Here is a 24,080-nt window from a genome sequence, read left to right on the forward strand (position 1 = left end):
GCCATCGCCCCGCGCGTGGCGGCGGGTTATCCTCTGCGCCATCCCCTGGTTGCCTGCAGGACACGCCATGCAGATCTACAAGGTGGGCGGCGCCGTGCGCGACCGCCTGCTCGGCCGTACCGTCACCGAAATCGACTGGGTGGTGGTCGGCGCCACCCCCGAGGAGCTGATCGCCCAGGGCTTTCGCCCGGTGGGTGCCGACTTCCCGGTGTTCCTCCACCCGCAGAGCGGCGAGGAGTACGCCCTGGCGCGCACCGAGCGCAAGGACGGTCGCGGCTATGGCGGCTTCACCTGCTACGCCAGCCCGGAGGTGACCCTCGAGGAAGACCTGATCCGCCGCGATCTGACCATCAACGCGATGGCCGAGGACGCCGACGGCCAGGTCATCGATCCCTACGGCGGCCAGGACGACCTCGCCCTGCGCCTGCTGCGCCACGTCTCGCCGGCCTTCGCCGAGGATCCCCTGCGTGTGCTGCGCGTCGCCCGCTTCGCCGCCCGCTACGCCCCGCTGGGTTTTCGCGTCGCCGAGGAGACCCAGGCGCTGATGGCCGAGATCGTCGCCTCCGGCGAGCTGGCCGACCTCACCGCCGAGCGGGTGTGGAAGGAGATCGAGCGCGCGCTGATGGAGCCGCGCCCGGAGGTGTTCGTCGAGGTGCTGCGCGACTGCGGCGCCCTGCGCCAGCTCCTGCCGGAGCTGGACGCGCTGTTCGGCGTACCACAGACCGCCGTGCACCATCCGGAAATCGATACCGGACTGCACGTGCTGATGGTCCTGCGCCAGTGCGCCGAGCACGACCAGCCGCTGGCGGTACGCTGGGCCTGCCTGCTGCACGATCTGGGCAAGGGGCTGACCGATCCGCAGGAGTGGCCGCGGCACATCGCCCACGAGCAGCGCGGCCTGCGCCTGATTGCGGCGGTCAACGCGCGCTGCAAGGTGCCGCGCGACTGCGCCGAGCTGGCCCTGCTGGTCGGCGAGTACCACACCCATGGCCATCGCGCCCTGGAGCTGCGTGCGCAGACCCTGGCCGAGCTGTTCCAGCACTTCGACCTGTACCGCCGCCCGGAGCGCTTCGCGGCGTTCATCGCCGCCTGCGAGATGGATGCCCGCGGCCGCCTCGGCCTCGAACGCCAGCCCTATCCGCAGGCCGACTACCTGCGCGCCGCTGCCGCCGTGGCGCGCGGCGTCAGCGTGCAACCGCTGCTGGAACAGGGCCTCAAGGGCGCGGAGCTGGGCGAGGCGCTCAAGCGCGCGCGGCTGAATGCGCTGAAAGTTTTCCGCGAGGAGCAGCGCGCCGAGGCACCGTAGCACCGCTACCCGGAGGTGCGCGCGGCGCGCCCTACCGTGCCGGTGGCGAAAAGGCGGCGCGCAGTTCCGCCGGAGTCAGTTCCATGCCGCGCCAGACGAAGGACACCGGCCACAGCTTCTGCTCGATGCGCGCCGCCTGCCAGAGCGCGGCGAAGCTGCGCCCCTCGGCGGGATGGCGCAGCGCCGGGGCGAGCAGGGCCAGCGGCCAGAGCACGAAGGCGTTGCGCAGGATCTCCGCGCGCGGCAGCTGCAGGCCGTCGAACTCGCCGACCAGATCGTCGTAGAGCAGCACGTCGATATCCAGCGGCAACCCCTTGCGGTCGGGGGCGTAGCGCCCGTTGTCCGCCTCGATGGCCTTGAGCCGGCGGTCCAGCTCGGCCAGCGGCAGGTCGGTCTGCGCCATCACCGTGAGGTTGTAGAACGGGCCGCTGCGGATGCCCACCGCCTCGCTCTCGAACACCGGCGAGCAGCGCAGCTCGCCGAGGAAACCGGCCAGCGCGTCGAGACCGGCGGTCAGGTGCTCGTGGCGGCGGACATTGCTGCCCAGGCCGAGAAACACGGTAATCAGCGGCATCCGCGCTCGATCTCCACGCCGACCCCGCCACGTGCCGCCGGCACCGCGCCGGGCTTGGTCAGGCGCAAGCGCAACCAGCGGATGCCGAACTCGGCCATCAGCAGTGCCGCCAGGCGCTCGGCGAAGGTTTCCACCAGCTGGAAGGTGCTCTCCGCGGCGAACGCTTGCACCCGCGCACTGACCGCCGCGTAGTCGAGCGCCGCGCCCAGGTCGTCGCCGGCCGCCGCCGGACGGATGTCCCAGCCCAGATGCAGGTCCAGGGTCAGGCACTGGCGGATGCCACGCTCCCAGTCGTACACGCCGATGACGGTGTCGACCTCCAGGCCGTCGATGAAGACTATGTCCACGTTATCCTCTTCCGCGTCACGACAAGGTCGCGGCGCCTCGCTAGAATCGGGGTTTTCAGGCCCCGGAATCGATCATGCCCTGGCTGCTGGCAATTCTTGCCTACCTGCTCGGCTCGCTGTCGTTCGCCGTGCTACTCGGCCGCTGGCTCGGTACCGGCGACCCGCGCCTGGCCGGCTCGGGCAACCCCGGCGCCACCAATATGCTGCGCCTGGCCGGACGCCGCGCCGCGGCCCTGACCCTGCTCGGCGACCTGCTCAAGGGCCTGTTGCCGGTATTGCTGGCCCGCGCCCTCGACCTGCCGCCGCAGCAGCAGGCCTGGATCGGCCTGGCGGCCGTGCTCGGCCACCTGTATCCGTTGTACTTCCGCTTCCAGGGCGGCAAGGGCGTGGCCACCGCCGCCGGCATGCTGCTCGGCCTGTACTGGCCCGCCGCCCTGCTGGCGCTGGCCGCCTGGCTGCTGACCTTCGCCCTGACCCGCATCAGCTCGTTGGCCGCGCTGCTCGCCACGCCGCTGATCCTGCCACTGCTGGCCTGGCAGCAACCGACGCTGCTGCTGCCCGCCACCCTGCTCACCGCGCTGATCGTCTGGCGCCACCGGCGCAACCTGCGCGATCTCCGCGCCGGGCGCGAGCGCCAATTCTAACCGCCTCGGGCGACGTCGCGGGCGCCGAAAGCGGCATCCACCCTACGGCGCCCGACCCACCGCCGGCAGGCTTTCCATCGACCAGCGCGGCTGCACACCGATCGCCGGACCGTCGTGCTGACCGGCCAGCAGGCGCTGGCAGCCGGCATAGGCGATCATCGCCCCGTTGTCGGTGCAGAAGCGCGGCCGGGCGTAGAACACCTGGCCCTTCAGCTCGCCGAGCATCTTCTCCAGCGTCTGGCGCAGCGCCTGGTTGGCGCTCACCCCGCCGGCGATCACCAGGCGCCTGAGGCCGGTCTGCTTGAGCGCGCGGCGGCACTTGATGGTCAGCGTCTCGACCACCGCCTGCTGGAACGCCAGGGCGATGTCGGCGCGCGCCTGCTCGAGATCGCCACCCTCCGCCTCGCACTGCTTCCAGGTATTCAGGGCAAAGGTCTTCAGGCCGCTGAAGCTGAACTCCAGGCCCGGGCGGTCGGTCATCGGCCGCGGGAAGACGAAACGCCCCGGCGTGCCGCGTTCGGCCAAGCGGGCGATCTCCGGCCCGCCCGGATAGCCGAGGCCGATCAGCTTGGCGGTCTTGTCGAAGGCCTCGCCGGCGGCGTCGTCCAGCGACTCGCCGAGCAACTGGTACTGGCCGATGCCGTCGACGCGCACCAGCTGGGTGTGGCCGCCGGACACCAGCAGGGCGACGAACGGAAACTCCGGCGGCCTCTCCTCGAGCATCGGCGCCAGCAGATGACCTTCCATGTGGTGCACGCCGACCGCCGGCACGCCCCAGGCCAGGGCCAGCGCCTGGGCGCAGGAGGCGCCGACCAGCAGCGCGCCGACCAGTCCGGGACCGGCGGTATAGGCGATGGCGTCGATATCGGCGAAACTGCAGCCCGACTCATCCAGCACCTGACGGATCAGCGGCAGCATGCGCTTGACGTGGTCGCGCGAGGCCAGCTCGGGCACCACGCCACCATAGACCCGGTGCAGGTCGATCTGGCTGAACAGCGCGTCGGCCAGCAGGCCGCGCTCGCTGTCGTACAGCGCCACACCGGTTTCGTCGCAGGAAGTTTCCAGGCCCAGCACTCGCATTGGGAAGTCGCCCCGTCTTGCCGTGATCGTTCGAGAAACCGCGCATGATAAGCGGCTCCGGGGCGGACACCAAGTCTCGAACGGCCGCGACGGACCGCCGGCGGGCAGGTTTTGCCTCCCGGGGGCTTGGCAGCCCGCCTGTCAAGGGTTAATATCCGCAACCCTTGAAAACCGGTGCCTCCCGAGCCTTTTGCAGGATTGCACCATTCATACTCGGTAATCAGTGAAGGTACGACCTGGATGCCCGCCGTCAAAGTTAAAGAGAACGAACCCTTCGACGTAGCCCTGCGTCGTTTCAAGCGCTCCTGCGAAAAAGCCGGTGTTCTGGCTGAAGTGCGTAGCCGCGAGTTCTACGAGAAGCCCACCGCCGAGCGCAAGCGCAAGGCTGCGGCTGCCGTGAAGCGCCACGCCAAGAAAGTGCAGCGCGAGCAGCGTCGCCGCGAGCGTCTGTACTGAGTTCTCACTCGTACAGCAGCGCCTCGCACAACACCCGGCTCAGGCCGGGTGTTTGCTTTAGCGGTATTCCCACTCCGACTTGCCCGGCAAGCCTCGGAGTTTTTGCATTTTCCGGCGCGCACGGCGACTCCCGGCGCGCGCCCCTGCTGAGCAGCACAGCCACGAGCAGCCCATGGCCGGCCTGATCCCCCAGCGCTTCATCGACGACCTGCTCAACCGCACCGACATCGTCGAGGTGGTCGGCGCGCGCGTGCAGCTGAAGAAGACCGGCAAGAACTACAGCGCCTGCTGCCCGTTCCACCAGGAAAAGACCCCCTCGTTCACCGTCAGCCCGGACAAGCAGTTCTACTACTGCTTCGGCTGTGGCGCCGGCGGCAACGCGCTGGGCTTCGTCATGGACCACGACCACCTGGACTTCCCCCAGGCGGTGGAGGAACTGGCCAAGCGCGCCGGCCTCGAGGTGCCGCGCGAGGACAGCCGGCCCGGCCACAAGCCGCGCCAGCCGGTGGACTCGCCGCTCTACCCGCTGCTCGCTGCGGCCGCCGACTACTACCGCCAGGCGCTGAAGAGCCATCCGGCGCGCCAGGCCGCGGTGGAGTACCTCAAGGGCCGCGGCCTGTCCGGGGTGATCGCCCGCGACTTCGGCCTGGGCTTCGCCCCGCCCGGCTGGGACAACCTGATGAAGCACCTGGGCGGCGACAGTCTGCAGCAGAAGGCGCTGATCGACGCCGGCCTGCTGATCGAGAACGCCGAGACCGGCAAGCGCTACGACCGCTTCCGCGACCGGGTCATGTTTCCGATCCGTGACAGCCGCGGCCGGGTGATCGCCTTCGGCGGCCGGGTGCTCGGCGACGACAAGCCCAAGTACCTCAACTCGCCGGAAACCCCGGTATTCCACAAGGGCCAGGAGCTCTACGGCCTCTACGAGGCGCGCCAGCACAACCGCGACCTCGACGAGGTGATCGTGGTCGAGGGCTACATGGACGTCATCGCCCTCGCCCAGCAGGGTCTGCGCAACGCGGTAGCCACCCTCGGCACGGCGACCAGCGAGGAGCACATCAAGCGCCTGTTCCGCCTGGTGCCGAGCATCCTGTTCTGCTTCGACGGCGACCAGGCCGGCCGCAACGCCGCCTGGCGCGCCCTGGAGGCCTGCCTGCCGAACCTGCAGGACGGCCGTCGGGTACGCTTCCTGTTCCTCCCCGAAGGCGAGGATCCGGACACCCTGGTCCGCCAGGAGGGCGCCGATGCCTTCCGCGCGCGCATCCACCAGCAGGCCCAGCCGCTGGCCGAATACTTCTTCCGCCACCTGATGGAGGAAGCCGACCCGGCGACCCTGGAGGGCAAGGCGCACCTGGCCACCCTCGCCGTACCGCTGCTGGACAGGCTGCCCGGCGCCAACCTGCGTGCCCTGATGCGCCAGCGCCTGAGCGAGATCACCGGCCTCGGCGCCGAAGCCCTCGGCCAGGCGACGAGCGCCACGCCCGCAAGCGCAGCGGCGGAGAACTTTGCCCCGGCCTGGCCGTCCTATCAGGAAGAGAGCAGCGCTTTCGGCGCCCCGTTCGAGCGACCGCGTGCCGAGCGCCAGCGCAGCGATGGCAAGCCGTGGCCGGGCAAGCGCGACCGGCAGCGCCGCGAGGCGCCGGCCGCGCCGCTGCCGCGCGGCGCCGCCGGCGTCGAGCCGCCGACCCTGAGCGCCCTGCGCACCCTGCTGCACCACCCGCAACTGGCGCAGAAGGTCGAGAACGCCGGGCACTTCGCGGCCGAGGACGACACCTATGCCCAGCTGCTGGTCGCCCTGCTCGAGTCGCTGCAGAAGCAGCCCCGGCAGAATTCCCTGCAGCTGATCGCGCGCTGGCATGGCACCGAACAGGGCCGCCTGCTGCGCGGTCTGGCGGAAAAGGAATGGCTGATCAGTCAGGACAACCTTGAACAACAGTTTTTCGACACTATAACTACCTTGGCAGCCCGCCAGCGTGAGCGCAGCCTCGAAGGCCTGCTGCGCAAAGCGCGGCACAGCGAACTCAGCGCGGAGGAAAAACTCCGCCTGCGCGAACTGCTGAGCCGGGACGAAGCCAGCGCTTCCCCCGGCCCATCTGGTGCGTGAGGCACCGGCTCGGCTATAATGGCCAGCTTCTCTTCAGCCCGCCAAGACCTTCAGTGGATAGGGTGAACATGTCCGTCAAAGCGCAACAGCAGTCCCGTCTCAAAGAGTTGATCGCCCGTGGCCGTGAGCAGGGTTACCTGACTTACGCGGAGGTCAACGACCACCTGCCGGAGGATATTTCCGATCCGGAACAGGTGGAAGACATCATCCGCATGATCAACGACATGGGGATCAACGTATTCGAGACAGCCCCGGATGCGGATGCCCTGCTGCTCGCCGAAGCGGACACCGACGAAGCCGCCGCCGAGGAAGCCGCCGCCGCCCTGGCCGCGGTGGAAAGCGACATCGGCCGTACCACCGATCCGGTGCGCATGTACATGCGCGAGATGGGCACCGTCGAGCTGCTCACCCGCGAAGGCGAGATCGAGATCGCCAAGCGCATCGAGGAAGGCCTGCGCGAGGTCATGGCGGCCATCGCCCAGTTCCCCGGCTCGGTGGACAGCATCCTCGCCGAATACCAGCGCGTCACCAGTGAAGGTGGCCGCCTGTCCGACATCCTCAGCGGCTACATCGACCCCGACGACGGCACCCTGCCGGCGGAAAGCGACGTCGAACTGCCCGCCACCAAGGAGGCGGCGCCGGCCGTCGACGAGGACGAGGACGAGGACGAGGAAGGCAAGTCCGACAGCAGCGACGAGGAAGGCGACGGTGGTCCGGATCCGGAAGAGGCCGCTCGCCGCTTCGGCGCCGTGGCCGAGCAGCTGGAAAAGGCCCGCAAGGCCCTGAAGAAGCACGGTCGCGACCACCAGCAGGCGATCGCCGAGCTGGATGCGCTGGCCGAGCTGTTCATGCCGATCAAGCTGGTGCCCAAGCAGTTCGACGCCCTGGTCGCCATGGTCCGCGACGCCCTCGACCGCGTGCGCGGCCAGGAGCGCGCCATCATGCAGCTGTGCGTACGCGATGCGCGCATGCCGCGTGCCGACTTCCTCAAGCTGTTCCCCGGCAACGAGATCGATCTCGCCTGGGCCGACGGCCTGATCGCCGGCAAGGCCAAGTACGCCGAGGCGATCGCCCGCCTGCAGGACGACATCAAGCGCAACCAGCAGGTCCTCGTCGACCTCGAGCAGCAGGTCGGCCTGACCATCGCCGAGATCAAGGAGATCAACCGGCGCATGTCGATCGGCGAGGCCAAGGCCCGCCGGGCGAAGAAGGAGATGGTCGAGGCCAACCTGCGCCTGGTGATCTCCATCGCCAAGAAGTACACCAACCGCGGCCTGCAGTTCCTCGACCTGATCCAGGAAGGCAACATCGGCCTGATGAAGGCGGTGGACAAGTTCGAATACCGCCGCGGCTACAAGTTCTCGACCTACGCCACCTGGTGGATCCGCCAGGCGATCACCCGCTCGATCGCCGACCAGGCGCGCACCATCCGCATCCCGGTGCACATGATCGAGACGATCAACAAGCTCAACCGCATCTCCCGGCAGATGCTCCAGGAGATGGGCCGCGAGCCGACTCCGGAGGAGCTGGGCGAGCGCATGGAGATGCCCGAGGACAAGATCCGCAAGGTGCTGAAGATCGCCAAGGAGCCAATCTCCATGGAGACGCCGATCGGCGACGACGAGGACTCGCATCTGGGCGACTTCATCGAGGACTCCACCATGCAGTCGCCGATCGAGGTGGCCACCGTGGAAAGCCTCAAGGAAGCCACCCGCGAAGTGCTCGCCGGGCTCACCGCGCGCGAGGCCAAGGTACTGCGCATGCGCTTCGGCATCGACATGAACACCGACCACACCCTCGAGGAAGTCGGCAAGCAGTTCGACGTGACCCGCGAGCGTATCCGCCAGATCGAGGCCAAGGCCCTGCGCAAGCTGCGCCACCCGACCCGCAGCGAGCACCTGCGCTCGTTCCTCGACGAGTAAGCGCGAAGGCAAGACCCGAAACCCCGGCACCGCAAGGTCCCGGGGTTTTTTCTTGGGCGTGCGCGCGGTCCTGCTTCTACACTGCTGGAACGACCGCGCAATCGAGGGACCGCCATGCCGCGCCTGCCGGCAATGCCCGTGCTCCATCTGGCATTGCTTCCCCTGCCCAGCCACGCCGCCCCGCCAGGATGGACGGAAGGCAGCTGGCCGGATCTGGCCATCCAGGCCCTGCCCATCCTGACCAGCCTACTGCTCGGTCTGCTGGTGCTTGGCGTGCTGCTGCGCAGCGCCCTGCGTCAGGGCCGGCAGCACCAGCAGATCGCCGCCCTGCAGCAGCAGATCGACCAGTACCGCAGCCAGCTGGACGCCTACCCGGTGGTCGCCTGGGAGATGCGCGCCGCCGACCTGCGCCTGAGCCACGTGTCCTCGCGCGCCCGCTCACTGCTCGGCTACCCCACCGCCGCCTGGCTGGAGGCAGACTTCCTCAGTCGCACGCTCTACCCCGAGGACGCCGCCGCTGCCCTCGCCTTCTTCCGCGCCAGCGGCGAGCACGCGCCCAGCCACCACGAGTTCCGCCTGATCGCCGCCGACGGCCAGCCGCTGTGGGTGCTCGTCATCCTGCAGCGCGAGGTGGCCGGCGACAGCAGCCTGTACCACGGCCTGTTCATCGACATCGGCCGTACCCACCATGCCGAACAGGCCCTGCGCCTGTCCGAGCAGAAGTTCGGCACCGTGTTCCAGCACAGCCCGGACGTCATGCTGCTGCTCGCCCGCGACAGTGGCCGCATCCTCACCGTCAACCGCACCTTCGAGCAGACCACCGGACTCAGCGCCGAGGCGGTCTGCGAGCGCACCCCGGACGAACTCGACCTGTGGCGCAACCCACAGCAGGGCCAGCAGCTGCTGCGCGAACTGCGCGAGCGCGACCTGCACAACGTCGAGACCAGCCTGCGCCGTCACGACGGCAGCGAGATCACCGCCCTGCTCTCGGCGCGGCGCATCGAACTGGACGACCAGCCGGCGGCGATCCTGGTGCTGCGCGACCTCTCCGCGCTGCGCCAGACCCAGCGCCAGCTGCACGTCAGCGAGGAGAAGTTCGCCAAGGTGTTCTACGCCTCGCCCGACGCCCTGGCCATCACCCGCCTGCGCGACGGCCGCATGCTCGAGGTCAACCCCGGCTTCACCCAGCTCACCGGCTACAGCGCCCACGAGGCGATCAACAGCAGCACCCTCGAGCTGGCCCTGTGGGTCGACCAGAGCGACCGCCAGCGCCTGCTGCAGACCCTCGAGCGCGAGGGCAGCGTGCAGCACCAGTCGGTGCCGCTGCGCACCAGCTCCGGCCAGCAGCGTCTGTGCGAGATCAGCGCGCAGATGCTGCAGATCGACGGCGAGGACTGCCTGCTGACCATCGCCCGCGACATCACCGAGCGCACGCTGATGCAGGAGCGCCTGCAGCAGGCTGCCACGGTGTTCGAGAACACCGCCGAGGGGGTGATGATCACCGACCTCGAGCAGCGCATCGTCGCCATCAACCGCGCCTTCAGCGCGATCACCGGCTACAGCGAAGGCGAGGCGATCGGCCACACGCCGCAGCTGCTCGCCACCGGCGAGAAGGGCGGCGCGCTGGATGCCGAGATCCAGACCAGCCTGGAGCGCGACGGCCACTGGCAGGGCGAGATGTGGAGCCGGCGCAAGAACGGCGAGACCTACCCCGCCTGGATGACCATCAGCGCGGTGCGCAACGGCGGCAACCGCATCTCCCACCACGTCGCGGTGTTCGCCGACATCTCCACCCTCAAGCACGTGCAGGCGCGCCTCGACTACCAGGCCCACCACGACCCGCTGACCGGTCTGCCCAACCGCCTGCTGTTCGAAAGCCGCCTGCAGCAGGCCCTCGAGGAGGCCAGCGAGGAGCAGCGCCAGGGCGCCGTGCTGTTCCTCGACCTCGACCGCTTCAAGCACATCAACGACAGCCTCGGTCATCCGGTCGGCGACCTGCTGCTGCAGGGCATCGCCAAGCGCCTGCGCGAGCAGCTGCGCGAAACCGACACCGTGGCGCGCCTGGGCGGCGACGAGTTCATCGTGCTGATGCCCAGCGTGGCGCAGATCGGCGACGTCGAGCGGGTGGCCAGCAAGCTGATGGGCGCCTTCGGACCGCCGTTCAACGCCGGCGGCCACGAGTTCTTCATGAGCTCGAGCATGGGCATCAGCCTGTTCCCCGAGCACGGTGACGACGTCGCCACCCTGGTGAAGAACGCCGACGCCGCCATGTACCGGGCCAAGGCGCGCGGCCGCAACCGCATCGAGTTCTACACCCCCGACCTCAGCTCCCAGGCCAGCGAGCGCATCACCCTCGGCAACGACCTGCGCCGCGCCATCGAGCGCGGCGAACTCAGCGCCTACTACCAGCCCAAGCTGAGCCTCGCCGACGGCTGCCTGGTCGGCGCCGAGGTACTGCTGCGCTGGCAGCACCCGCAGCTCGGCCAGGTGTCGCCCGAGCGCTTCATCACCATCGCCGAGGAGAACGGCAGCATCATCGAACTGGGCGACTGGATCCTCCAGGAAGCCTGCTGGCAGATGCGTCAGTGGCAGGCCCAGTTCCAGCCGTTCGGCCCCCTGGCGGTGAACCTCTCCGGCGCCCAGCTGCGCCAGCCGCAACTGGTCGGGCGGATCAGCGAGCTGCTCGCCGATGCCGGCCTGGCCCCGGCCAGCCTGCAGCTGGAGATCACCGAAACCTTCGTGATGAGCCAGAAGGAAGAGGCCCTGCCGATCCTCCAGGCGCTCAAGGAACTCGGCCTGCAGCTGGCGATCGACGACTTCGGCACCGGCTATTCGTCGCTGAGCTACCTCAAGCGCCTGCCCATCGACATCCTGAAGATCGACCAGTCGTTCGTCGCCGGCCTGCCGGACGACCCCAACGACGCCGCCATCACCCGCGCGATCATCGCCCTCGGCCGCAGCATGCAGCTGACGGTGATCGCCGAGGGCGTGGAAACCCCGGCGCAGCAGCACTTCCTCGCCCACGAGGGCTGCCAGCAGATCCAGGGTTTCCTGATCGGCCCGCCGATGCCTGCGGCACAGTTCGCCGCGCGCTTCCTGCAGACCAGTCCGGCCCTTGGCGTCAGCGCGCCGGCATCGCTATAATCGCCGCGCCCTGCTGCGCAGCCCCACCGCGCAATGCACGGCACCCTGGAGAGGACGCCAGCCGGCCTCGCCGAATGATCTGGATGGATGCCACGGAGGCGCCAGCCAGCACGCGGGCCTATAGCTCAGTTGGTCAGAGCAGGCGACTCATAATCGCTTGGTCGCAGGTTCAAGTCCTGCTGGGCCCACCACCTCCCTTCTTCGCCGCTCTGGCGGATGACGCGCATGGCGGCCGTGAGGCATGCGATGCCCGATTTTCTCCTGCATCTCTCCTACTGGGACTGGCTGGCCTTCGGCACCCTGCTGCTGATCCTCGAGGTCTTCGGCACCGGCGGCTACCTGCTGTGGACCGGCGTCGCCGCCGCCTGCGTCGGCCTGCTCACCTTCCTGCTCCCCGGCCTGCACTGGACCCTGCAGTACCTGCTGTTCGGCGTGCTGTCGATCCTCACCGCGGTGCTCTGGTGGCGCCGCCAGCGCGCCGCTGGCAAGAGTGGCGACCAGCCCGGCCTCAACCGGCGCGGCAGCGAGCTGCTCGGCCGCCGCTTCGTCCTGCACGAGGCGATCGTCGAGGGGCGCGGCAAGATCCGCGTCGGCGACAGCGTCTGGCTGGTCAGCGGCCCGGCACTGCCGGCCGGCAGCGAGGTGCGGGTGGTCGGCCAGGACGGCGTGGTGCTGCAGGTCGAACCGGCCTGACTCCGCCGCCGTCCGGCGGCGTGGCGGGAACCCGCTGGCACCGGCAGGAGTCTGAATGAACAGGATTTCCCCTTTCATTCAGGAGTTGCCCATGCGCCGTGCCCTGCTGTTCGCGTCCCTCGTCATCCTGCCCGCCGCCGGTGCCCTGGGCGGTCACCGCGGGCATGACGTGAACATCGGCTGGGAGGAAGTCGCCACCTCAGCCGGCGTCTCCGCATCGCTGTACTCGACCTTCAAGGACGAGAAGATCGTGATCGCCGCCCAGGACGACGCCTCCAGCTTCATCGCCAGCGGCGGTGCCATTCGCGGCGCCTACCTGGAGGCGGCGCTGCAGCGGATCCGCCGCGACCACCCCGACCTGCAGGCCAGCGACGAGCAGCTGGCTGGCGCGATCCTCGCCGGCGCGGGGGATGACGCCGCCCGCTGAGCCCGCCGCAGAAACGACAAAGCCGCCCACGGGCGGCTTTGTCGTTCAGCACTGCCGAATCACTCCTGGTACGCCTCCATCGGCACGCAGGAGCAGAACAGGTGGCGATCGCCGTAGACGTTGTCGACCCGGTTGACCGCCGGCCAGTACTTGAACGCGCGGGTATGCGCGCTCGGCGTCACCGCCTCGGCGATGCTGTAGGGGCGGTCCCAGGCACCGGTGACGTCGGCCAGGGTGTGCGGCGCGTGCCGGAGCGGGTTGTTGTCCGCCGGCCACTCGCCGGACTCGACCCGGGCGATCTCGGCGCGGATGCCCAGCATGGCCTCGACGAAGCGATCCAGCTCGGCCTTCGACTCGCTCTCGGTGGGTTCGATCATCAGCGTGCCGGGCACCGGGAAGGACATGGTCGGTGCATGGAAGCCGTAGTCCATCAGCCGCTTGGCGACGTCCTCCTCGCCGATCCCGGTGGCCGCCTTGAGCGGGCGCAGGTCGATGATGCACTCGTGCGCCACCCGGCCGTTGCGGCCGCTGTAGAGCACCGGATAGGCCTCGCCCAGGCGCGCGGCCAGGTAGTTGGCGTTGAGGATCGCCACCTCGGTGGCCTCCTGCAGCTGCGGGCCCATCAGGGCGATGTACATCCAGCTGATCGGCAGGATGCTGGCGCTGCCCCAGGGCGCGGCGCTGACCGCGCCGTTGCCGGCCAGCGGGCCGTCCAGCTCGACCACCGGGTGGTTGGCGAGGAACGGCGCCAGGTGCGCCTTGACGCCGATCGGGCCCATGCCCGGACCGCCGCCGCCGTGCGGGATGCAGAAGGTCTTGTGCAGGTTCATGTGCGACACGTCGGCACCGATGTCGGCCGGGCGGCTGAGGCCGACCTGGGCGTTGAGGTTGGCGCCGTCCATGTACACCTGGCCGCCCTGGGCGTGCACCAGCGCGCAGATCTCGCGGATACCCTCCTCGAACACGCCGTGGGTCGAGGGATAGGTGATCATCAGGCAGGACAGCCGCTCGCCGGCCGCCGCGGCCTTGGCGCGCAGGTCGTCGATATCGACGTTGCCGGTCTTGTCGCAGGCCACCACCACCACCTGCAGGCCGGCCATGCTGGCGGTGGCCGGGTTGGTGCCGTGCGCCGAGGCGGGAATCAGGCAGATGTCGCGCTGCGTCTCGCCGCGGCTCCGGTGGTAGTGCTGGATCGCCAGCAGACCGGCGTACTCGCCCTGCGCGCCGGAGTTGGGCTGCATGCTGATGGCGTCGAAACCGGTGATGGCGCACAGCCAGTCTTCCAGTTCGCCGATCATCCGCTGGTAGCCGCGGGCCTGCTCGCGCGGCACGAAGGGGTGCAGGCTGGCGAACTCGGGCCAGCTGACCGGGATCATCTCGCTGGTGGCGTTGAGCTTCATGGTGCAGGAGCCGAGCGGGATCATCGCCTGGTTGAGGGCGAGGTCGCGCCCCTCCAGCTGGCGCAGGTAGCGCAGCATCTCGGTCTCGCTGTGGTGGCTGTTGAACACCGGATGCTCGAGGAAGCCCGAGGTGCGCGCCAGCGCGGCGGGAATGCCGGCGGGCAGCCCGGCGTCGTCGGCCAGCGCGGCGAGGTCGATGCCATGGTCGGCGCCGAGGAAGATCTGCACCAGCTGGGCGACGGTGTCCAGGCTGCAGGTCTCGTCGAGGCTGAGACCGAGCTGGCCGCGGCCGAGAATGCGCAGGTTGATCCGCGCCGCCGCGGCGCTCGCCAGGATCGCCTCCTGGGCGCCGCCGACCTCGAGGGTCAGGGTGTCGAAGAACTGCCGGTTGCGGCGGGCGATGCCGCCCTGCTCGAGCGCCGCGGCGAGGATCGCGGTGAGCCGCTGCACCCGTCCGGCGATGCGCTTGAGCCCCGCCGGACCGTGGTACACGGCGTAGAAGCCGGCCATGTTGGCCAGCAGCGCCTGCGCGGTGCAGATGTTGGAGTTGGCCTTCTCGCGGCGGATGTGCTGCTCGCGGGTCTGCAGCGCCATGCGCAGGGCGACGTTGCCGCGCGCATCCTTGGACACACCGATGATGCGCCCGGGCATGGCGCGCTTGAACTCGTCGCGGCAGGCGAAGAAGGCCGCATGCGGGCCACCGTAGCCCATCGGCACGCCGAAGCGCTGGGCGCTGCCCAGGGCGATGTCAGCGCCCAGCTCGCCGGGCGGGGTGAGCAGCAGCAGGGCGAGCAGGTCGCAGGCCACGCAGGCCAGCGCCTGCTGGGCGTGCAGCTGCTCGATCAGCGGACGCAGGTCGCGGATCTCGCCGTGGCTGTCGGGATACTGCAGCAGCGCGCCGAACACCTGGTGCTGGCCGAGGCTGTCCGGGCTGTCGATCACCAGCTCGAAGCCGAAACCGGCGGCGCGGGTCTGCAGCACGGAGATGGTCTGCGGATGGCAGTTCTCGTCGACGAAGAAGCGGTTGCTGGCGCTCTTCGCCACCCGACGGGCCATGGCCATCGCCTCGGCGGCGGCGGTGGCCTCGTCGAGAAGCGAGGCGCCGGCCAGCTCGAGGCCGGTGAGGTCGCAGGTCAGCTGCTGGAAGTTGAGCAGCGCCTCCAGACGGCCCTGGGAGATCTCCGGCTGGTAGGGGGTATAGGCGGTGTACCAGCCCGGATTCTCCAGCACGTTGCGCAGGATCACCGGCGGGGTGTGGGTGCCGTAGTAGCCCATGCCGATCAGGCTGGTCCAGCACTGGTTCTCTTCGGCGTAGCTGCGCAGGCGGGCCAGCGCGGCCTGCTCGTCGAGGGCCGCGGGCAGGGCCAGCGGGCCGTCCAGACGGATCGCCGGCGGCACGGTCTGACTGATCAGCTCGGCGCGGTCGGCGACGCCCAGGGCGTCGAGCATCGCGCGCTGTTCGGCGGCGTCGGGGCCGAGGTGACGATGGAGGAAGGCTTCGGGCTGCAGCAGGTCGCTGGGGCGGGACATTGCACGAACTCCGGAACTGGGGTCCGACCGCGACGGCAGCCGGACGAGGATGAGCGCGGAGCTGGCGGCCCGCCGGCAGCGGCCCGGGCCACCAGCAGGAGCAGGATCAGGCGTCGCAGCTGGCCTGGTAGGCGGCGGCGTCGAGCAGCTGGTCGAGGTCAGCGACGCTGGCCGGCTTGAGCTTGAAGAACCAGGCGCCGTAGGGATCGCTGTTGACGCTTTCCGGCGCGTCGGCCAGCGCCTCGTTGACGGCGATGACCTCGCCGGCCAGCGGCGCGTAGATGTCCGAGGCGGCCTTCACGGACTCCACCACGCCGGCCGCATCGCCGGCAGCGAGGGCCTTGCCGACTTCCGGCAGCTCGACGAAGACCACATCGCCCAGTGCCTCCTGGGCATGATCGGTGATGCCCACGGTGACGCTGCCGTCGGCTTCGAGACGGGCCCATTCGTGGCTGGAGGCGTAACGCAGTTCGGCGGGGACATTGCTCATGATTGTAATCCTTGGAGAAGTTGGGCGCGGAGCGCCGGCAATGTTGCAGTTCTAGCGGGGCCAGCGACCGCCGCTCAGATGAGCGGCTTGCCGTGGCGGACAAAATTCGGTTTCACCACCCGGACCGGGTACCACTTGCCGCGGATCTCGACCTCGGCGCGCTCGCCGGTGCCGGCCGGTACGCGGGCCAGGGCGATCGACTTGCCAAGGGTCGGCGAGAAGCTGCCACTGGTGATCTCGCCCTCGCCGAGTCCGGCGACGCGCACTACCTGGTGGGCGCGCAGCACGCCGCGCTCCTCCAGCACCAGACCGACCAGCTTGCTTTCCGCACCGCCGCCGGCGCGCTGCGCCTCGAGGGCGCTGCGGCCGATGAAATCGCGCGCGGCCGGTTCCCAAGCCACCGTCCAGGCGAGGTTGGCCGCCTGCGGCGTCACCGTCTCGTCCATGTCCTGGCCGTAGAGGTTGAGACCCGCTTCCAGACGCAGGGTATCACGGGCACCGAGGCCGGCCGGGGCGATGCCCGCGCCCACCAGCTCGTTGAAGAAGCCCGGCGCCTCGGCGGCCGGCAGGATGATTTCCAGACCGTCCTCGCCAGTGTAGCCAGTGCGGGCGATGAACCACTCGCCCAGCGCCAGGCCATGGAACGGCTTGAGTTCGCGTACCAGCGCGGCGCGCGCCGGGCTGAGCAGCTCGAGGCAGCGCTCGATGGCGTGCGGCCCCTGCACGGCGAGCATGGCCAGTTCCGGGCGCTCGGCGAGCTCGACGGCGAAGCCCTCGGCCTGCGCCTGCAGCCAGGCGAGGTCCTTGTCGCGGGTGGCGGCATTGACCACCAGGCGATAGCCCGGAGCGGTGCGATAGACGATCAGGTCGTCGATCACCCCGCCGGCGGCGTTGAGCATCACGCTGTACAGGGCCTTGCCGACCGCGTCCAGACGCGCCACGTCGTTGGCCAGCAGGCGGCGCAGATACTCCCCGGCCTGCACGCCGGCGACGTCGACCACGGTCATGTGCGAGACATCGAAGACCCCGCAGTCGCTGCGCACCTGATGGTGCTCCTCGACTTGCGAACCGTAGTGCAGCGGCATGTCCCAGCCGCCGAAATCGACCATCTTGGCGCCAAGCGCCACGTGCAGATCATGGAGGGGCGTACGCAGTCCCATGGGATCTCCTTGCGAGCGTCGAATCGCGCGCATTGTAGCCCCGCGGAGGGAAACTGACACGCACACAGGTCGGACGCGATGTTGCAGGCGCCGCGCGGCTCAGCCGTAGCGGCGTGCCGAGCGGCGGATCAGGCCGATCACCGGCAGCAGGCCGACCAGCACCAGGGTCAGCGCCGGCAGCGCGGCGCGCGCCCACTCGCCCTCGCTGGTCATCTCGAACACCCGCACCGACAGGGTGTCCCAGCCGAACGGGCGCATCAACAGGGTCGCCGGCATCTCCTTGAGCACGTCGACGAACACCAGCAGCGCGGCGCTCAGCGTGCCCGGCACCATCAGCGGCAGGTAGATCCGGCGGAACAGCGCCACGCCGCCGACGCCGAGGCTGCGCGAGGCCTCCGGCAGCGACGGGCGGATGCGTCCCAGGCTGCTTTCCAGCGGGCCGTGGGCGACCGCCATGAAACGGATCAGGTAGGCCAGCAGCAGCGCGCCGAGGCTGCCCAGCAGCAGCGGCTTGCCGGCGCCGCCGAGGCTGGCCGACAGCGGGATCACCAGCTGCCGATCCAGCCAGCTGAAGGCCAGCATGATCGACACCGCCAGCACCGAGCCGGGCAGCGCGTAGCCGAGGTTGGCCAGGCCGACCAGCGCCTGCATGCGCCGGGTCGGCGCCTGGCGCCGGGCGAAGGCCAGCAGCATGGCCAGCGCCACGGTGATCAGCGCCGCCAGGGCGCCGAGGTAGAGGGTGTGCAGGATCAGACCGACGTAGCGCTCGTCGAGGTCGAAGCGCCCGCGCTGCCAGAACCAGACCAACAGCTGCAGCAGCGGCACGACGAAGGCACAGGCGAACACCAGGCCGCACCAGGCGCTGGCGGCCAGCGCCCTGGCGCCACGCAGGTGGTACAGCGGCGCGCTGCGCGCCCGTTCGTTGCCGGGCCGGCTGGCGCCGCGCGAGCGACGCTCGGCCCAGAGCAGCAGCATCACCGCCAGCAGCAGCAGGCTGGCCAGCTGGGTGGCGCTGGACAGGCTGTAGAAGCCGTACCAGGTCTTGTAGATCGCGGTGGTGAAGGTATCGAAGTTGAACACCGACACCGCGCCGAAGTCGGCCAGCGTCTCCATCAGCGCCAGCGCCAGCCCGGCGCCGATGGCCGGCCGGGCCACCGGCAGGGCCACCTTCCAGAACGCCTGCCAGGGCGACAGGCCGAGCACCCGCGCCGCCTCCATCAGGCCGCGGCCCTGGGCGAGGAAGGCGGTGCGCGCCAGCAGGTAGACGTAGGGGTAGAACACCAGCACCAGCACCAGGATCACCCCGCCGGTGGAACGCACCCGCGGCAGGCGCAGGCCGCTGCCGAACCACTCGCGCAGCAGGCTCTGCACCGGCCCGGCGAAGTCGAGCAGGCCGACGAAGACGAAGGCCAGCACGTAGGCCGGGATGGCGAAGGGCAGCATCAGCGCCCAGTCCAGCCACTTGCGCCCGGGGAACTCGCACAGCGTGGTGAGCCAGGCCAGGCTGACGCCCAGCAGGGTCACGCCGAAACCGACGCCGAGCAGCAGGCTCAAGGTATTGCCGAGCAGGCGCGGCATCTGGGTGTCCCACAGGTGACTCCAGATCTCGCCGTCCACCTCGCCCCAGCTCAGCAGCAGGACGCTGAGCGGCAGCAGGACCAGGGCGGCAATGGCGGCGGCGAGGGGATACCAGCGGCGTTGGGCGGAATGGGCCACGCAGACTCCTAGGCGGACAGAAACGCGGGTACGCCAGCCAATGCAAGACTCGTGCACAGGCGCCCCGGCCAAACGAAAACGCCCCGGCTGGCGGCCGGGGCGTCGAGTATAACCAAAGGCAGGCGGCAATCAGTTCCAGCCGGCGCGATCCATCAGGCGGATCGCCTCGGCCTGGCGCTTGCCGGCCACTTCGACCGGGATGCTGTCGGCCTTGAAGCTGCCCCAGGCGGCCACTTCGGCGGAAGGCTCGACCTTCGGGTTGGCCGGATACTCCTGGTTGATGCCGGCGAACATGCCCTGGGCTTCCTCGCTGGTCATCCACTCGAGCAGCTTCTGCGCGGCCTCGGCGTGCGGGGCGTGCTTGGTCACGCCGGCGCCGGCGAGGTTGACGTGCACGCCGCGGTCGGCCTGGTTCGGCCAGAACAGCCTGGCCTTGAGGTCCGGCTGCTGCTTGTGCAGGCGGCCGTAGTAGTAGGTGTTGACGATGCCGACGTCGCACTGGCCGGCGTCGATGGCCTGGATCAGCGCGGTGTCGTCGGCGAACGGATCGGTGGCCAGATTGGCGACCCAGCCCTTGAGGATCGCCTCGGTCTTCTCGGCGCCGTGGGTCTCGATCAGGGTGGCGGTCAGCGACTGGTTGTAGACCTTCTTCGCCGAACGCAGGCACAGGCGGCCTTCCCAGTTCTTGTCGGCCAGCGCCTCGTAGCTGGACAGCTCTTGCGGCTTGACCCGCTCGGTGGAGTAGACGATGGTCCGCGCACGCAGCGACAGGCCGGTCCAGGCGCCGGTGCTGGAGCGGTACTGGCTGGGGATGTTGGCGTCGATGGCCGCGGACTTGAGCGGCTTGAGCACGCCTTCCTGCTCGGCCTGCCAGAGGTTGCCGGCGTCCACGGTGATCAGCAGGTCGGCCGGGGTGTTCTCGCCTTCGGCCTTCAGGCGCGCCAGCAGCGGAGCTTCCTTGTCGGTGATGAACTTGACCTGGACGCCGGTCTTGGCAGTGTACTGGTCGAACACCGGCTTGATCAGCTCGTCGATGCGCGCCGAGTAGACCACGACCTCGTCGGCGGCCTGCACGGAACCGGCCAGGGTGGTCAGCGCCAGGGCTGCCAGGAGCTTCTTGTTTGCCTGCATGGAACACGCCTCGTAGGGGGTTGAGTTGGGCAAATGATAGTAACTAGCATTTGCCTTCACAACCCCGCCGCGCATCCTCAGGCACGCATGCGTTGCGCCACGTCAAGGGTTCCGCTCCGCGCCAGCGCGGGCAGGTCGCCGGACAGCCCCAGCGCCTGGCGCACGAACAGGCCCTTGGCCTCGTGATGGCCGTCCATCAGGCGCAGGCCGGCGTTGCGCAGCCAGCGCAGCGGCAGCCGGTCGGTCTGGAACAGCCGCTCGAAGCCCTCCATCGCCGCCATCATCGCCAGGTTGTGCGGCATGCGCCGGCGCTCGAAGCGGCCGAGCACGCGCGGGTCGGCGAGGTTCTCGCCGCGCGCACGGGCGTGCAGCAGCACCTCGGCCAGGGTCGCGGCGTCGAGGAAGCCGAGGTTGACCCCCTGCCCGGCCAGCGGATGGATGACGTGGGCGGCGTCGCCGATCAGCGCCAGGCCCGACTCGACGTAACGCTTGGCGTGGCGCTGGCGCAGCGGGATGCACAGGCGCGGATCGACCGCCAGCACCGCACCCAGGCGCTGCTCGAAGGCGCGGCCCAGGGCGGCGGCGAAGGCGGCATCGTCCAGCGCCATCAGGCGCTCGGCCTCGGCCGGGGTGCACGACCAGACGATCGAGCACCAGTGACGGTCGCCGTCGCGCTCGAGCGGCAGGAAGGCCAGCGGGCCGTCGTCGGTGAAGCGCTGCCAGGCGGTGGCCTGGTGAGGTTTCTCACAACGCACGCTGGTGACGATGGCCTGGTGCAGGTAGTCCCACTCGCGGGTGGCGCAGCCGGCCAGGCGGCGCACCGCCGAGTTGGCACCGTCGGCGGCGACCAGCAGCGGCGCGCGCAGCTCGCGGCCGTCAGCCAGTTGCAGCAGCCAGCCGCCGGCGGAGCGGCGCAGCTGCTCGAGACGGGCATGGGCCAGCAGCTCGATGCCGCTGTCCTGCAGGCGCTCGAGCAGGGCGTCCTGCACCACGCGGTTCTCGACGATATGGCCGAGCACCTCGGCGTGCACACTGGCGGCGGAGAAGTGGATCTGCCCGGTGCCCGAGCCGTCCCACACCTGCATCGCCGTGTAGGGCGTGGCGCGCCGCGCGGCGATGCCGTCCCAGGCGCCCAGGCGGGCGAGGATGCGCCGGCTGGCCTCGGACAGCGCGCTGACCCGCGGCTCGAAGGCGGCGGCGGGATCGAAGGGCGCCGCGACCAGCGGCCCGCCGTCGACCAGCTGGATGCGCAGGCCGCTGTCCTCGAGGGCCAGCGCCAGGGTGCTGCCGACCATGCCGGCGCCGACGATGATCAGGTCTGCGTGCATCTTTGCTCCTCGCGCCCCGCCGCGGCGGGGCCGGTTCAGAAGGTGGAGGCCGACAGGCTCAGGGCCGGGTGCCGAGGCCCATGGCCTGACGGGCGAACCAGCGCTTGCCAGCCGGCCACAGCTCCAGGCCGAGCAGGCCGAGGCTGCGCGCAACGGCCAGCGGCGCCCGGGCGTTGGAGAACAGCCGGGTGACCTTGTCGGAAAAGCCCACGGTCAGCTGCTGATCCAGGCGCTGGCCAGCCAGATAGCCCTGCAGCTGGCCCAGATCGCCCAGCCGCGCGCCATCCTGCAGCAGGCTTTGCGCCAGCGCCATGACGTCGCGCAACGACAGGTTGTATCCCTGGCCGGCGATCGGGTGCAGGCCGTGGGCGGCGTTGCCGAGCACCACCAGATGGCTGCGCACCTGCTCCTCGGCCTCGAGCAGCGCCAGCGGGTAGCTGTGCCGCGCGCCGACCCGGACGAAGGCGCCCAGGCGGTAGCCGAAGGCCTGCTGCAGCTCGGCGAGGAAGGCGCGCTCGTCGAGCGCCGCCAGGCGCGCGGCGTCGGCGTCCGGGCGGGTCCAGACCAGCGCGCAGCGGTTGTCCGGCAGCGGCAGCAGGGCCATCGGCCCGTCGCTGGTGAAGCGCTCGAAGGCCTCGCCGCCGTGGGGCTGGCTGGGGGTGACGTTGGCGATCAGCGCGGTCTGCCCGTAGGGCGTGCGGCGCACCTGGATGCCCAGCTGCTGGCGCAGGTCGGAGCGGCCGCCGTCGGCCAGCACCAAGAGCTCGCAGTCCAGCGGACTGCCGTCGTCGAGGGTCAGGCGGTAGCCGCCGGCCTGCGCCTGCGCTGCGGCGACCCGCGCCGGGCAGCGCCAGTCGAGGGTGTCGCGGTGCAGCGCCTGCCACAGACAGTGGCCGAGCCAGGCGTTCTCCACCACGTAGCCGAGCGCCGGCACGCCTTCTTCTTCGGCGGACAGGCGCGCGGCGGCGAAGCGGCCGCGCTCGGAAACGTGAATGCGGGTGATCGCCTCGGCGCGCTCGGCGATCGCCGGCCACAGGCCGAGGCGTTCGTAGATCAGCCGGGTGCCCCAGGACAGCGCCGAACAGCGCGCGTCGTAGCTGGGCTGGAAGCCGTCGCCGGGGGCGTAGGGCTCGATCAGGCTGATCTGCCAGCCGCGCGCCGCGACACCGCCCTGCTGCAGGGCCAGAGCCAGGCTGGCGCCGACCAGGCCGCCGCCGACGATGGCGATGCGGCCGCTGCCGGCCGGTCCACTGCAGCCCATGGCCTCAGACCGCCTGGCTGCGCGCAGCAGCCATCAGGGCCTCGATCTCGGCCACCGACTTGGGCACGCCACCGGTGAGGATACGGCAGCCCTCGGCGGTGACCACCACGTCGTCCTCGATGCGCACGCCGATGCCGCGCCAGCGCTCCTCCACCGCCTCGTTGTCGTGGGCGATGTAGATGCCCGGCTCGACGGTCATGCACATGCCCGGCTCCAGCTCGCGCCACACCCCGCCGATCTTGTAGTCACCGACGTCGTGCACGTCCATGCCCAGCCAGTGGCCGGCACGGTGCATGTAGAACGGCTTGTAAGCCTCGCGCTCGATCAGTTCGTCGACCTCGCCGGCCAGCAGGCCGAGTTCGACCAGCCCGGCGACGATGACCCGCACGGTGGCCTCGTGGGCCTCGTTCCAGTGGCGGCCGGGGGCGATGTAGTGGAAGGCTTCCAGGTTGGCCTTGAGCACCAGCTCGTAGATGGCCTTCTGCTCGGGCGAGAAGCGGCCGTTGACCGGGAAGGTGCGGGTGATGTCGCTGGCGTAGCAGTCGATCTCGCAGCCGGCGTCGATCAGCACCAGGTCGCCGTCGTGCAGCGGCGCGTCGTTCTCGCGGTAGTGGAGGATGCAGGCGTTGCGGCCGCCGGCGACGATCGAGCCGTAGGCCGGCATCTTCGCCCCGCCCTTGCGGAACTCGTAGTCCAGCTCGGCCTCGAGGTGGTACTCGTGCAGCCCGGGGCGGCTGGCCTGCATGGCACGCACGTGGGCGCGCGCCGAGATGTCGGCGGCGACCTGCATCACCTCGACCTCGGCGGCGCTCTTGAACAGGCGCATCTCGTGCAGCAGGTGGTCGAGGGCGACGAATTCGCTGGGCGGCGTGGCGCCCTGGCGCGCACGGCTGCGGATGGTGTTGAGCCAGCCGACCAGCTGGCGGTCGAACTCGGGGCTGGCGCCCATCGCGTAATAGACCCGCGAGCGGCCCTCGATCAGGCCGGGGAGGATCTCGTCGATGGCGTCAATGGGGAAGGCGTTGTCGGCGCCATAGCTGCGCATCGCGCCGTCCTGTCCGGCGCGCAGGCCGTCCCACAGCTCGCGCTCGGGGTTGCGCTCGCGGCAGAACAGCACGTACTCGCCGTGCTCGCGGCCGGGGATCAGCGCCAGCACCGCCTCCGGCTCGGGAAAGCCGGTGAGGTACTGGAAGTCGCTGTCCTGGCGATAGGTCTGCTCGACGTCGCGGTTGCGGATCTGCACCGGCGCGGCCGGCAGCAGGGCGATGCTGCCCGGGGCCATCTGCTGCATCAGCGCCTGGCGACGGCGGGCGTACTCGGACTGGGCGATACGGATCATGGACGCGCCTCTCGACGGCTATGCGGTT

At 70.0% G+C, this 24,080-nt stretch carries 19 protein-coding genes and 1 tRNA gene; 9 read left to right on the plus strand and 11 right to left on the minus strand.

The annotated features are described in order from the left end of the window. The first annotated feature begins 67 nt into the window (after positions 1-67). Positions 68-1,306: a multifunctional CCA addition/repair protein gene (locus BLT78_RS16155; RefSeq protein ID WP_090350362.1), complete on the plus strand. Its 1,239-nt coding sequence runs from the start codon at positions 68-70 to the stop codon at positions 1,304-1,306. 31 nt (positions 1,307-1,337) lie between these two features. On the opposite strand, the gene folK is transcribed toward BLT78_RS16155, so the two are convergent. Further along, a complete protein-coding gene (gene folK / locus BLT78_RS16160; RefSeq protein ID WP_090350364.1) occupies positions 1,338-1,880 on the minus strand; it encodes a 2-amino-4-hydroxy-6-hydroxymethyldihydropteridine diphosphokinase in 543 nt (180 codons plus the stop codon). Then, positions 1,871-2,227 carry a dihydroneopterin aldolase gene (folB, locus tag BLT78_RS16165; RefSeq protein ID WP_090350367.1) on the minus strand — a complete coding sequence of 119 codons (357 nt, stop codon included), beginning with the start codon at positions 2,225-2,227 and terminating at the stop codon, positions 1,871-1,873. Before folB ends, folK begins: the two co-directional genes overlap by 10 nt. 74 nt (positions 2,228-2,301) lie before the next feature. Between folB and plsY the strand changes: the two genes are divergently transcribed. Beyond that, on the plus strand, positions 2,302-2,871 hold the full coding sequence (plsY, locus tag BLT78_RS16170; protein ID WP_090350370.1) for a glycerol-3-phosphate 1-O-acyltransferase PlsY: 570 nt from the start codon (positions 2,302-2,304) through the stop codon (positions 2,869-2,871). A 42-nt stretch (positions 2,872-2,913) separates the two neighbouring features. Here the strand turns inward: plsY and tsaD are convergent, their stop codons facing one another. Beyond that, positions 2,914-3,951 carry a tRNA (adenosine(37)-N6)-threonylcarbamoyltransferase complex transferase subunit TsaD gene (tsaD, locus tag BLT78_RS16175; protein WP_090350372.1) on the minus strand — a complete coding sequence of 346 codons (1,038 nt, stop codon included), beginning with the start codon at positions 3,949-3,951 and terminating at the stop codon, positions 2,914-2,916. Between the two features lie 240 nt (positions 3,952-4,191). Here tsaD and rpsU point away from each other — a divergent pair, with 240 nt between their 5' ends. The 7 genes from rpsU (at position 4,192) to BLT78_RS16210 (ending at position 12,697) form a co-directional block, all read left to right on the plus strand. Beyond that, entirely contained in the window at positions 4,192-4,407 is a 216-nt protein-coding gene (gene rpsU / locus BLT78_RS16180; protein ID WP_003085057.1) for a 30S ribosomal protein S21, read from the plus strand. 172 nt (positions 4,408-4,579) lie between these two features. Continuing rightward, positions 4,580-6,511 carry a DNA primase gene (gene dnaG, locus BLT78_RS16185; protein ID WP_090350375.1) on the plus strand — a complete coding sequence of 644 codons (1,932 nt, stop codon included), beginning with the start codon at positions 4,580-4,582 and terminating at the stop codon, positions 6,509-6,511. Positions 6,512-6,579: 68 nt separating this feature from the next. Continuing rightward, on the plus strand, positions 6,580-8,433 hold the full coding sequence (rpoD, locus tag BLT78_RS16190; protein ID WP_090350378.1) for an RNA polymerase sigma factor RpoD: 1,854 nt from the start codon (positions 6,580-6,582) through the stop codon (positions 8,431-8,433). 114 nt (positions 8,434-8,547) lie between these two features. Then, positions 8,548-11,577, plus strand: coding sequence for a sensor domain-containing protein (locus tag BLT78_RS16195; protein ID WP_090350380.1), 3,030 nt, complete (start codon positions 8,548-8,550; stop codon positions 11,575-11,577). Between the two features lie 114 nt (positions 11,578-11,691). Further along, positions 11,692-11,768: transfer RNA gene (locus BLT78_RS16200), tRNA-Ile, on the plus strand. A gap of 55 nt (positions 11,769-11,823) precedes the next feature. Further along, positions 11,824-12,270: an NfeD family protein gene (locus BLT78_RS16205; RefSeq protein ID WP_090352360.1), complete on the plus strand. Its 447-nt coding sequence runs from the start codon at positions 11,824-11,826 to the stop codon at positions 12,268-12,270. A gap of 91 nt (positions 12,271-12,361) precedes the next feature. After that, entirely contained in the window at positions 12,362-12,697 is a 336-nt protein-coding gene (locus tag BLT78_RS16210) for a DUF2388 domain-containing protein (RefSeq protein ID WP_090350383.1), read from the plus strand. A 59-nt stretch (positions 12,698-12,756) separates the two neighbouring features. Here BLT78_RS16210 and gcvP read toward each other — a convergent pair whose 3' ends face one another. The 8 genes from gcvP to pepP all read right to left on the minus strand — a co-directional run bounded on the left by gcvP (position 12,757) and on the right by pepP (position 24,052). After that, complete coding sequence (gcvP, locus tag BLT78_RS16215; protein ID WP_090350386.1) at positions 12,757-15,627, minus strand: aminomethyl-transferring glycine dehydrogenase; 2,871 nt, start codon at positions 15,625-15,627, stop codon at positions 12,757-12,759. Between the two features lie 106 nt (positions 15,628-15,733). Next, positions 15,734-16,117, minus strand: a complete 384-nt coding sequence (gene gcvH / locus BLT78_RS16220; protein WP_090350388.1) for a glycine cleavage system protein GcvH — start codon at positions 16,115-16,117, stop codon at positions 15,734-15,736. A gap of 74 nt (positions 16,118-16,191) precedes the next feature. Beyond that, positions 16,192-17,277: a glycine cleavage system aminomethyltransferase GcvT gene (gene gcvT / locus BLT78_RS16225; RefSeq protein WP_090350390.1), complete on the minus strand. Its 1,086-nt coding sequence runs from the start codon at positions 17,275-17,277 to the stop codon at positions 16,192-16,194. A 99-nt stretch (positions 17,278-17,376) separates the two neighbouring features. Next, positions 17,377-18,993 carry an ABC transporter permease gene (locus tag BLT78_RS16230; RefSeq protein WP_090350392.1) on the minus strand — a complete coding sequence of 539 codons (1,617 nt, stop codon included), beginning with the start codon at positions 18,991-18,993 and terminating at the stop codon, positions 17,377-17,379. Between the two features lie 129 nt (positions 18,994-19,122). Beyond that, complete coding sequence (locus tag BLT78_RS16235; RefSeq protein WP_090350394.1) at positions 19,123-20,124, minus strand: extracellular solute-binding protein; 1,002 nt, start codon at positions 20,122-20,124, stop codon at positions 19,123-19,125. A gap of 77 nt (positions 20,125-20,201) precedes the next feature. Then, entirely contained in the window at positions 20,202-21,452 is a 1,251-nt protein-coding gene (locus BLT78_RS16240; protein ID WP_090350397.1) for a 2-octaprenyl-3-methyl-6-methoxy-1,4-benzoquinol hydroxylase, read from the minus strand. A 58-nt stretch (positions 21,453-21,510) separates the two neighbouring features. After that, a complete protein-coding gene (gene ubiH, locus BLT78_RS16245) occupies positions 21,511-22,713 on the minus strand; it encodes a 2-octaprenyl-6-methoxyphenyl hydroxylase (protein ID WP_090350401.1) in 1,203 nt (400 codons plus the stop codon). Positions 22,714-22,717: 4 nt separating this feature from the next. Next, positions 22,718-24,052 carry a Xaa-Pro aminopeptidase gene (pepP, locus tag BLT78_RS16250; protein ID WP_090350404.1) on the minus strand — a complete coding sequence of 445 codons (1,335 nt, stop codon included), beginning with the start codon at positions 24,050-24,052 and terminating at the stop codon, positions 22,718-22,720. Between the last annotated feature and the right edge of the window lie 28 nt (positions 24,053-24,080).

It is taken from the genome of Pseudomonas oryzae (assembly GCF_900104805.1).
Taxonomy (GTDB): Bacteria; Pseudomonadota; Gammaproteobacteria; order Pseudomonadales; family Pseudomonadaceae; genus Geopseudomonas; species Geopseudomonas oryzae.

Excerpts from the sequence above, each read along its gene's own strand:
- folK (WP_090350364.1), bottom strand. The coding sequence starts at position 1,880 with ATGCCGCTGATTACCGTGTTTCTCGGCCTGGGCAGCAATGTCCGCCGC.
- BLT78_RS16195 (WP_090350380.1), top strand. The coding sequence starts at position 8,548 with ATGCCGCGCCTGCCGGCAATGCCCGTGCTCCATCTGGCATTGCTTCCC.
- dnaG (WP_090350375.1), top strand. The coding sequence starts at position 4,580 with ATGGCCGGCCTGATCCCCCAGCGCTTCATCGACGACCTGCTCAACCGC.
- rpoD (WP_090350378.1), top strand. The coding sequence starts at position 6,580 with ATGTCCGTCAAAGCGCAACAGCAGTCCCGTCTCAAAGAGTTGATCGCC.
- BLT78_RS16240 (WP_090350397.1), bottom strand. The coding sequence starts at position 21,452 with ATGCACGCAGACCTGATCATCGTCGGCGCCGGCATGGTCGGCAGCACC.
- BLT78_RS16210 (WP_090350383.1), top strand. The coding sequence starts at position 12,362 with ATGCGCCGTGCCCTGCTGTTCGCGTCCCTCGTCATCCTGCCCGCCGCC.
- plsY (WP_090350370.1), top strand. The coding sequence starts at position 2,302 with ATGCCCTGGCTGCTGGCAATTCTTGCCTACCTGCTCGGCTCGCTGTCG.
- rpsU (WP_003085057.1), top strand. The coding sequence starts at position 4,192 with ATGCCCGCCGTCAAAGTTAAAGAGAACGAACCCTTCGACGTAGCCCTG.
- BLT78_RS16235 (WP_090350394.1), bottom strand. The coding sequence starts at position 20,124 with ATGCAGGCAAACAAGAAGCTCCTGGCAGCCCTGGCGCTGACCACCCTG.
- BLT78_RS16205 (WP_090352360.1), top strand. The coding sequence starts at position 11,824 with ATGCCCGATTTTCTCCTGCATCTCTCCTACTGGGACTGGCTGGCCTTC.
- BLT78_RS16155 (WP_090350362.1), top strand. The coding sequence starts at position 68 with ATGCAGATCTACAAGGTGGGCGGCGCCGTGCGCGACCGCCTGCTCGGC.
- gcvP (WP_090350386.1), bottom strand. The coding sequence starts at position 15,627 with ATGTCCCGCCCCAGCGACCTGCTGCAGCCCGAAGCCTTCCTCCATCGT.
- gcvT (WP_090350390.1), bottom strand. The coding sequence starts at position 17,277 with ATGGGACTGCGTACGCCCCTCCATGATCTGCACGTGGCGCTTGGCGCC.
- ubiH (WP_090350401.1), bottom strand. The coding sequence starts at position 22,713 with ATGGGCTGCAGTGGACCGGCCGGCAGCGGCCGCATCGCCATCGTCGGC.
- tsaD (WP_090350372.1), bottom strand. The coding sequence starts at position 3,951 with ATGCGAGTGCTGGGCCTGGAAACTTCCTGCGACGAAACCGGTGTGGCG.
- pepP (WP_090350404.1), bottom strand. The coding sequence starts at position 24,052 with ATGATCCGTATCGCCCAGTCCGAGTACGCCCGCCGTCGCCAGGCGCTG.
- gcvH (WP_090350388.1), bottom strand. The coding sequence starts at position 16,117 with ATGAGCAATGTCCCCGCCGAACTGCGTTACGCCTCCAGCCACGAATGG.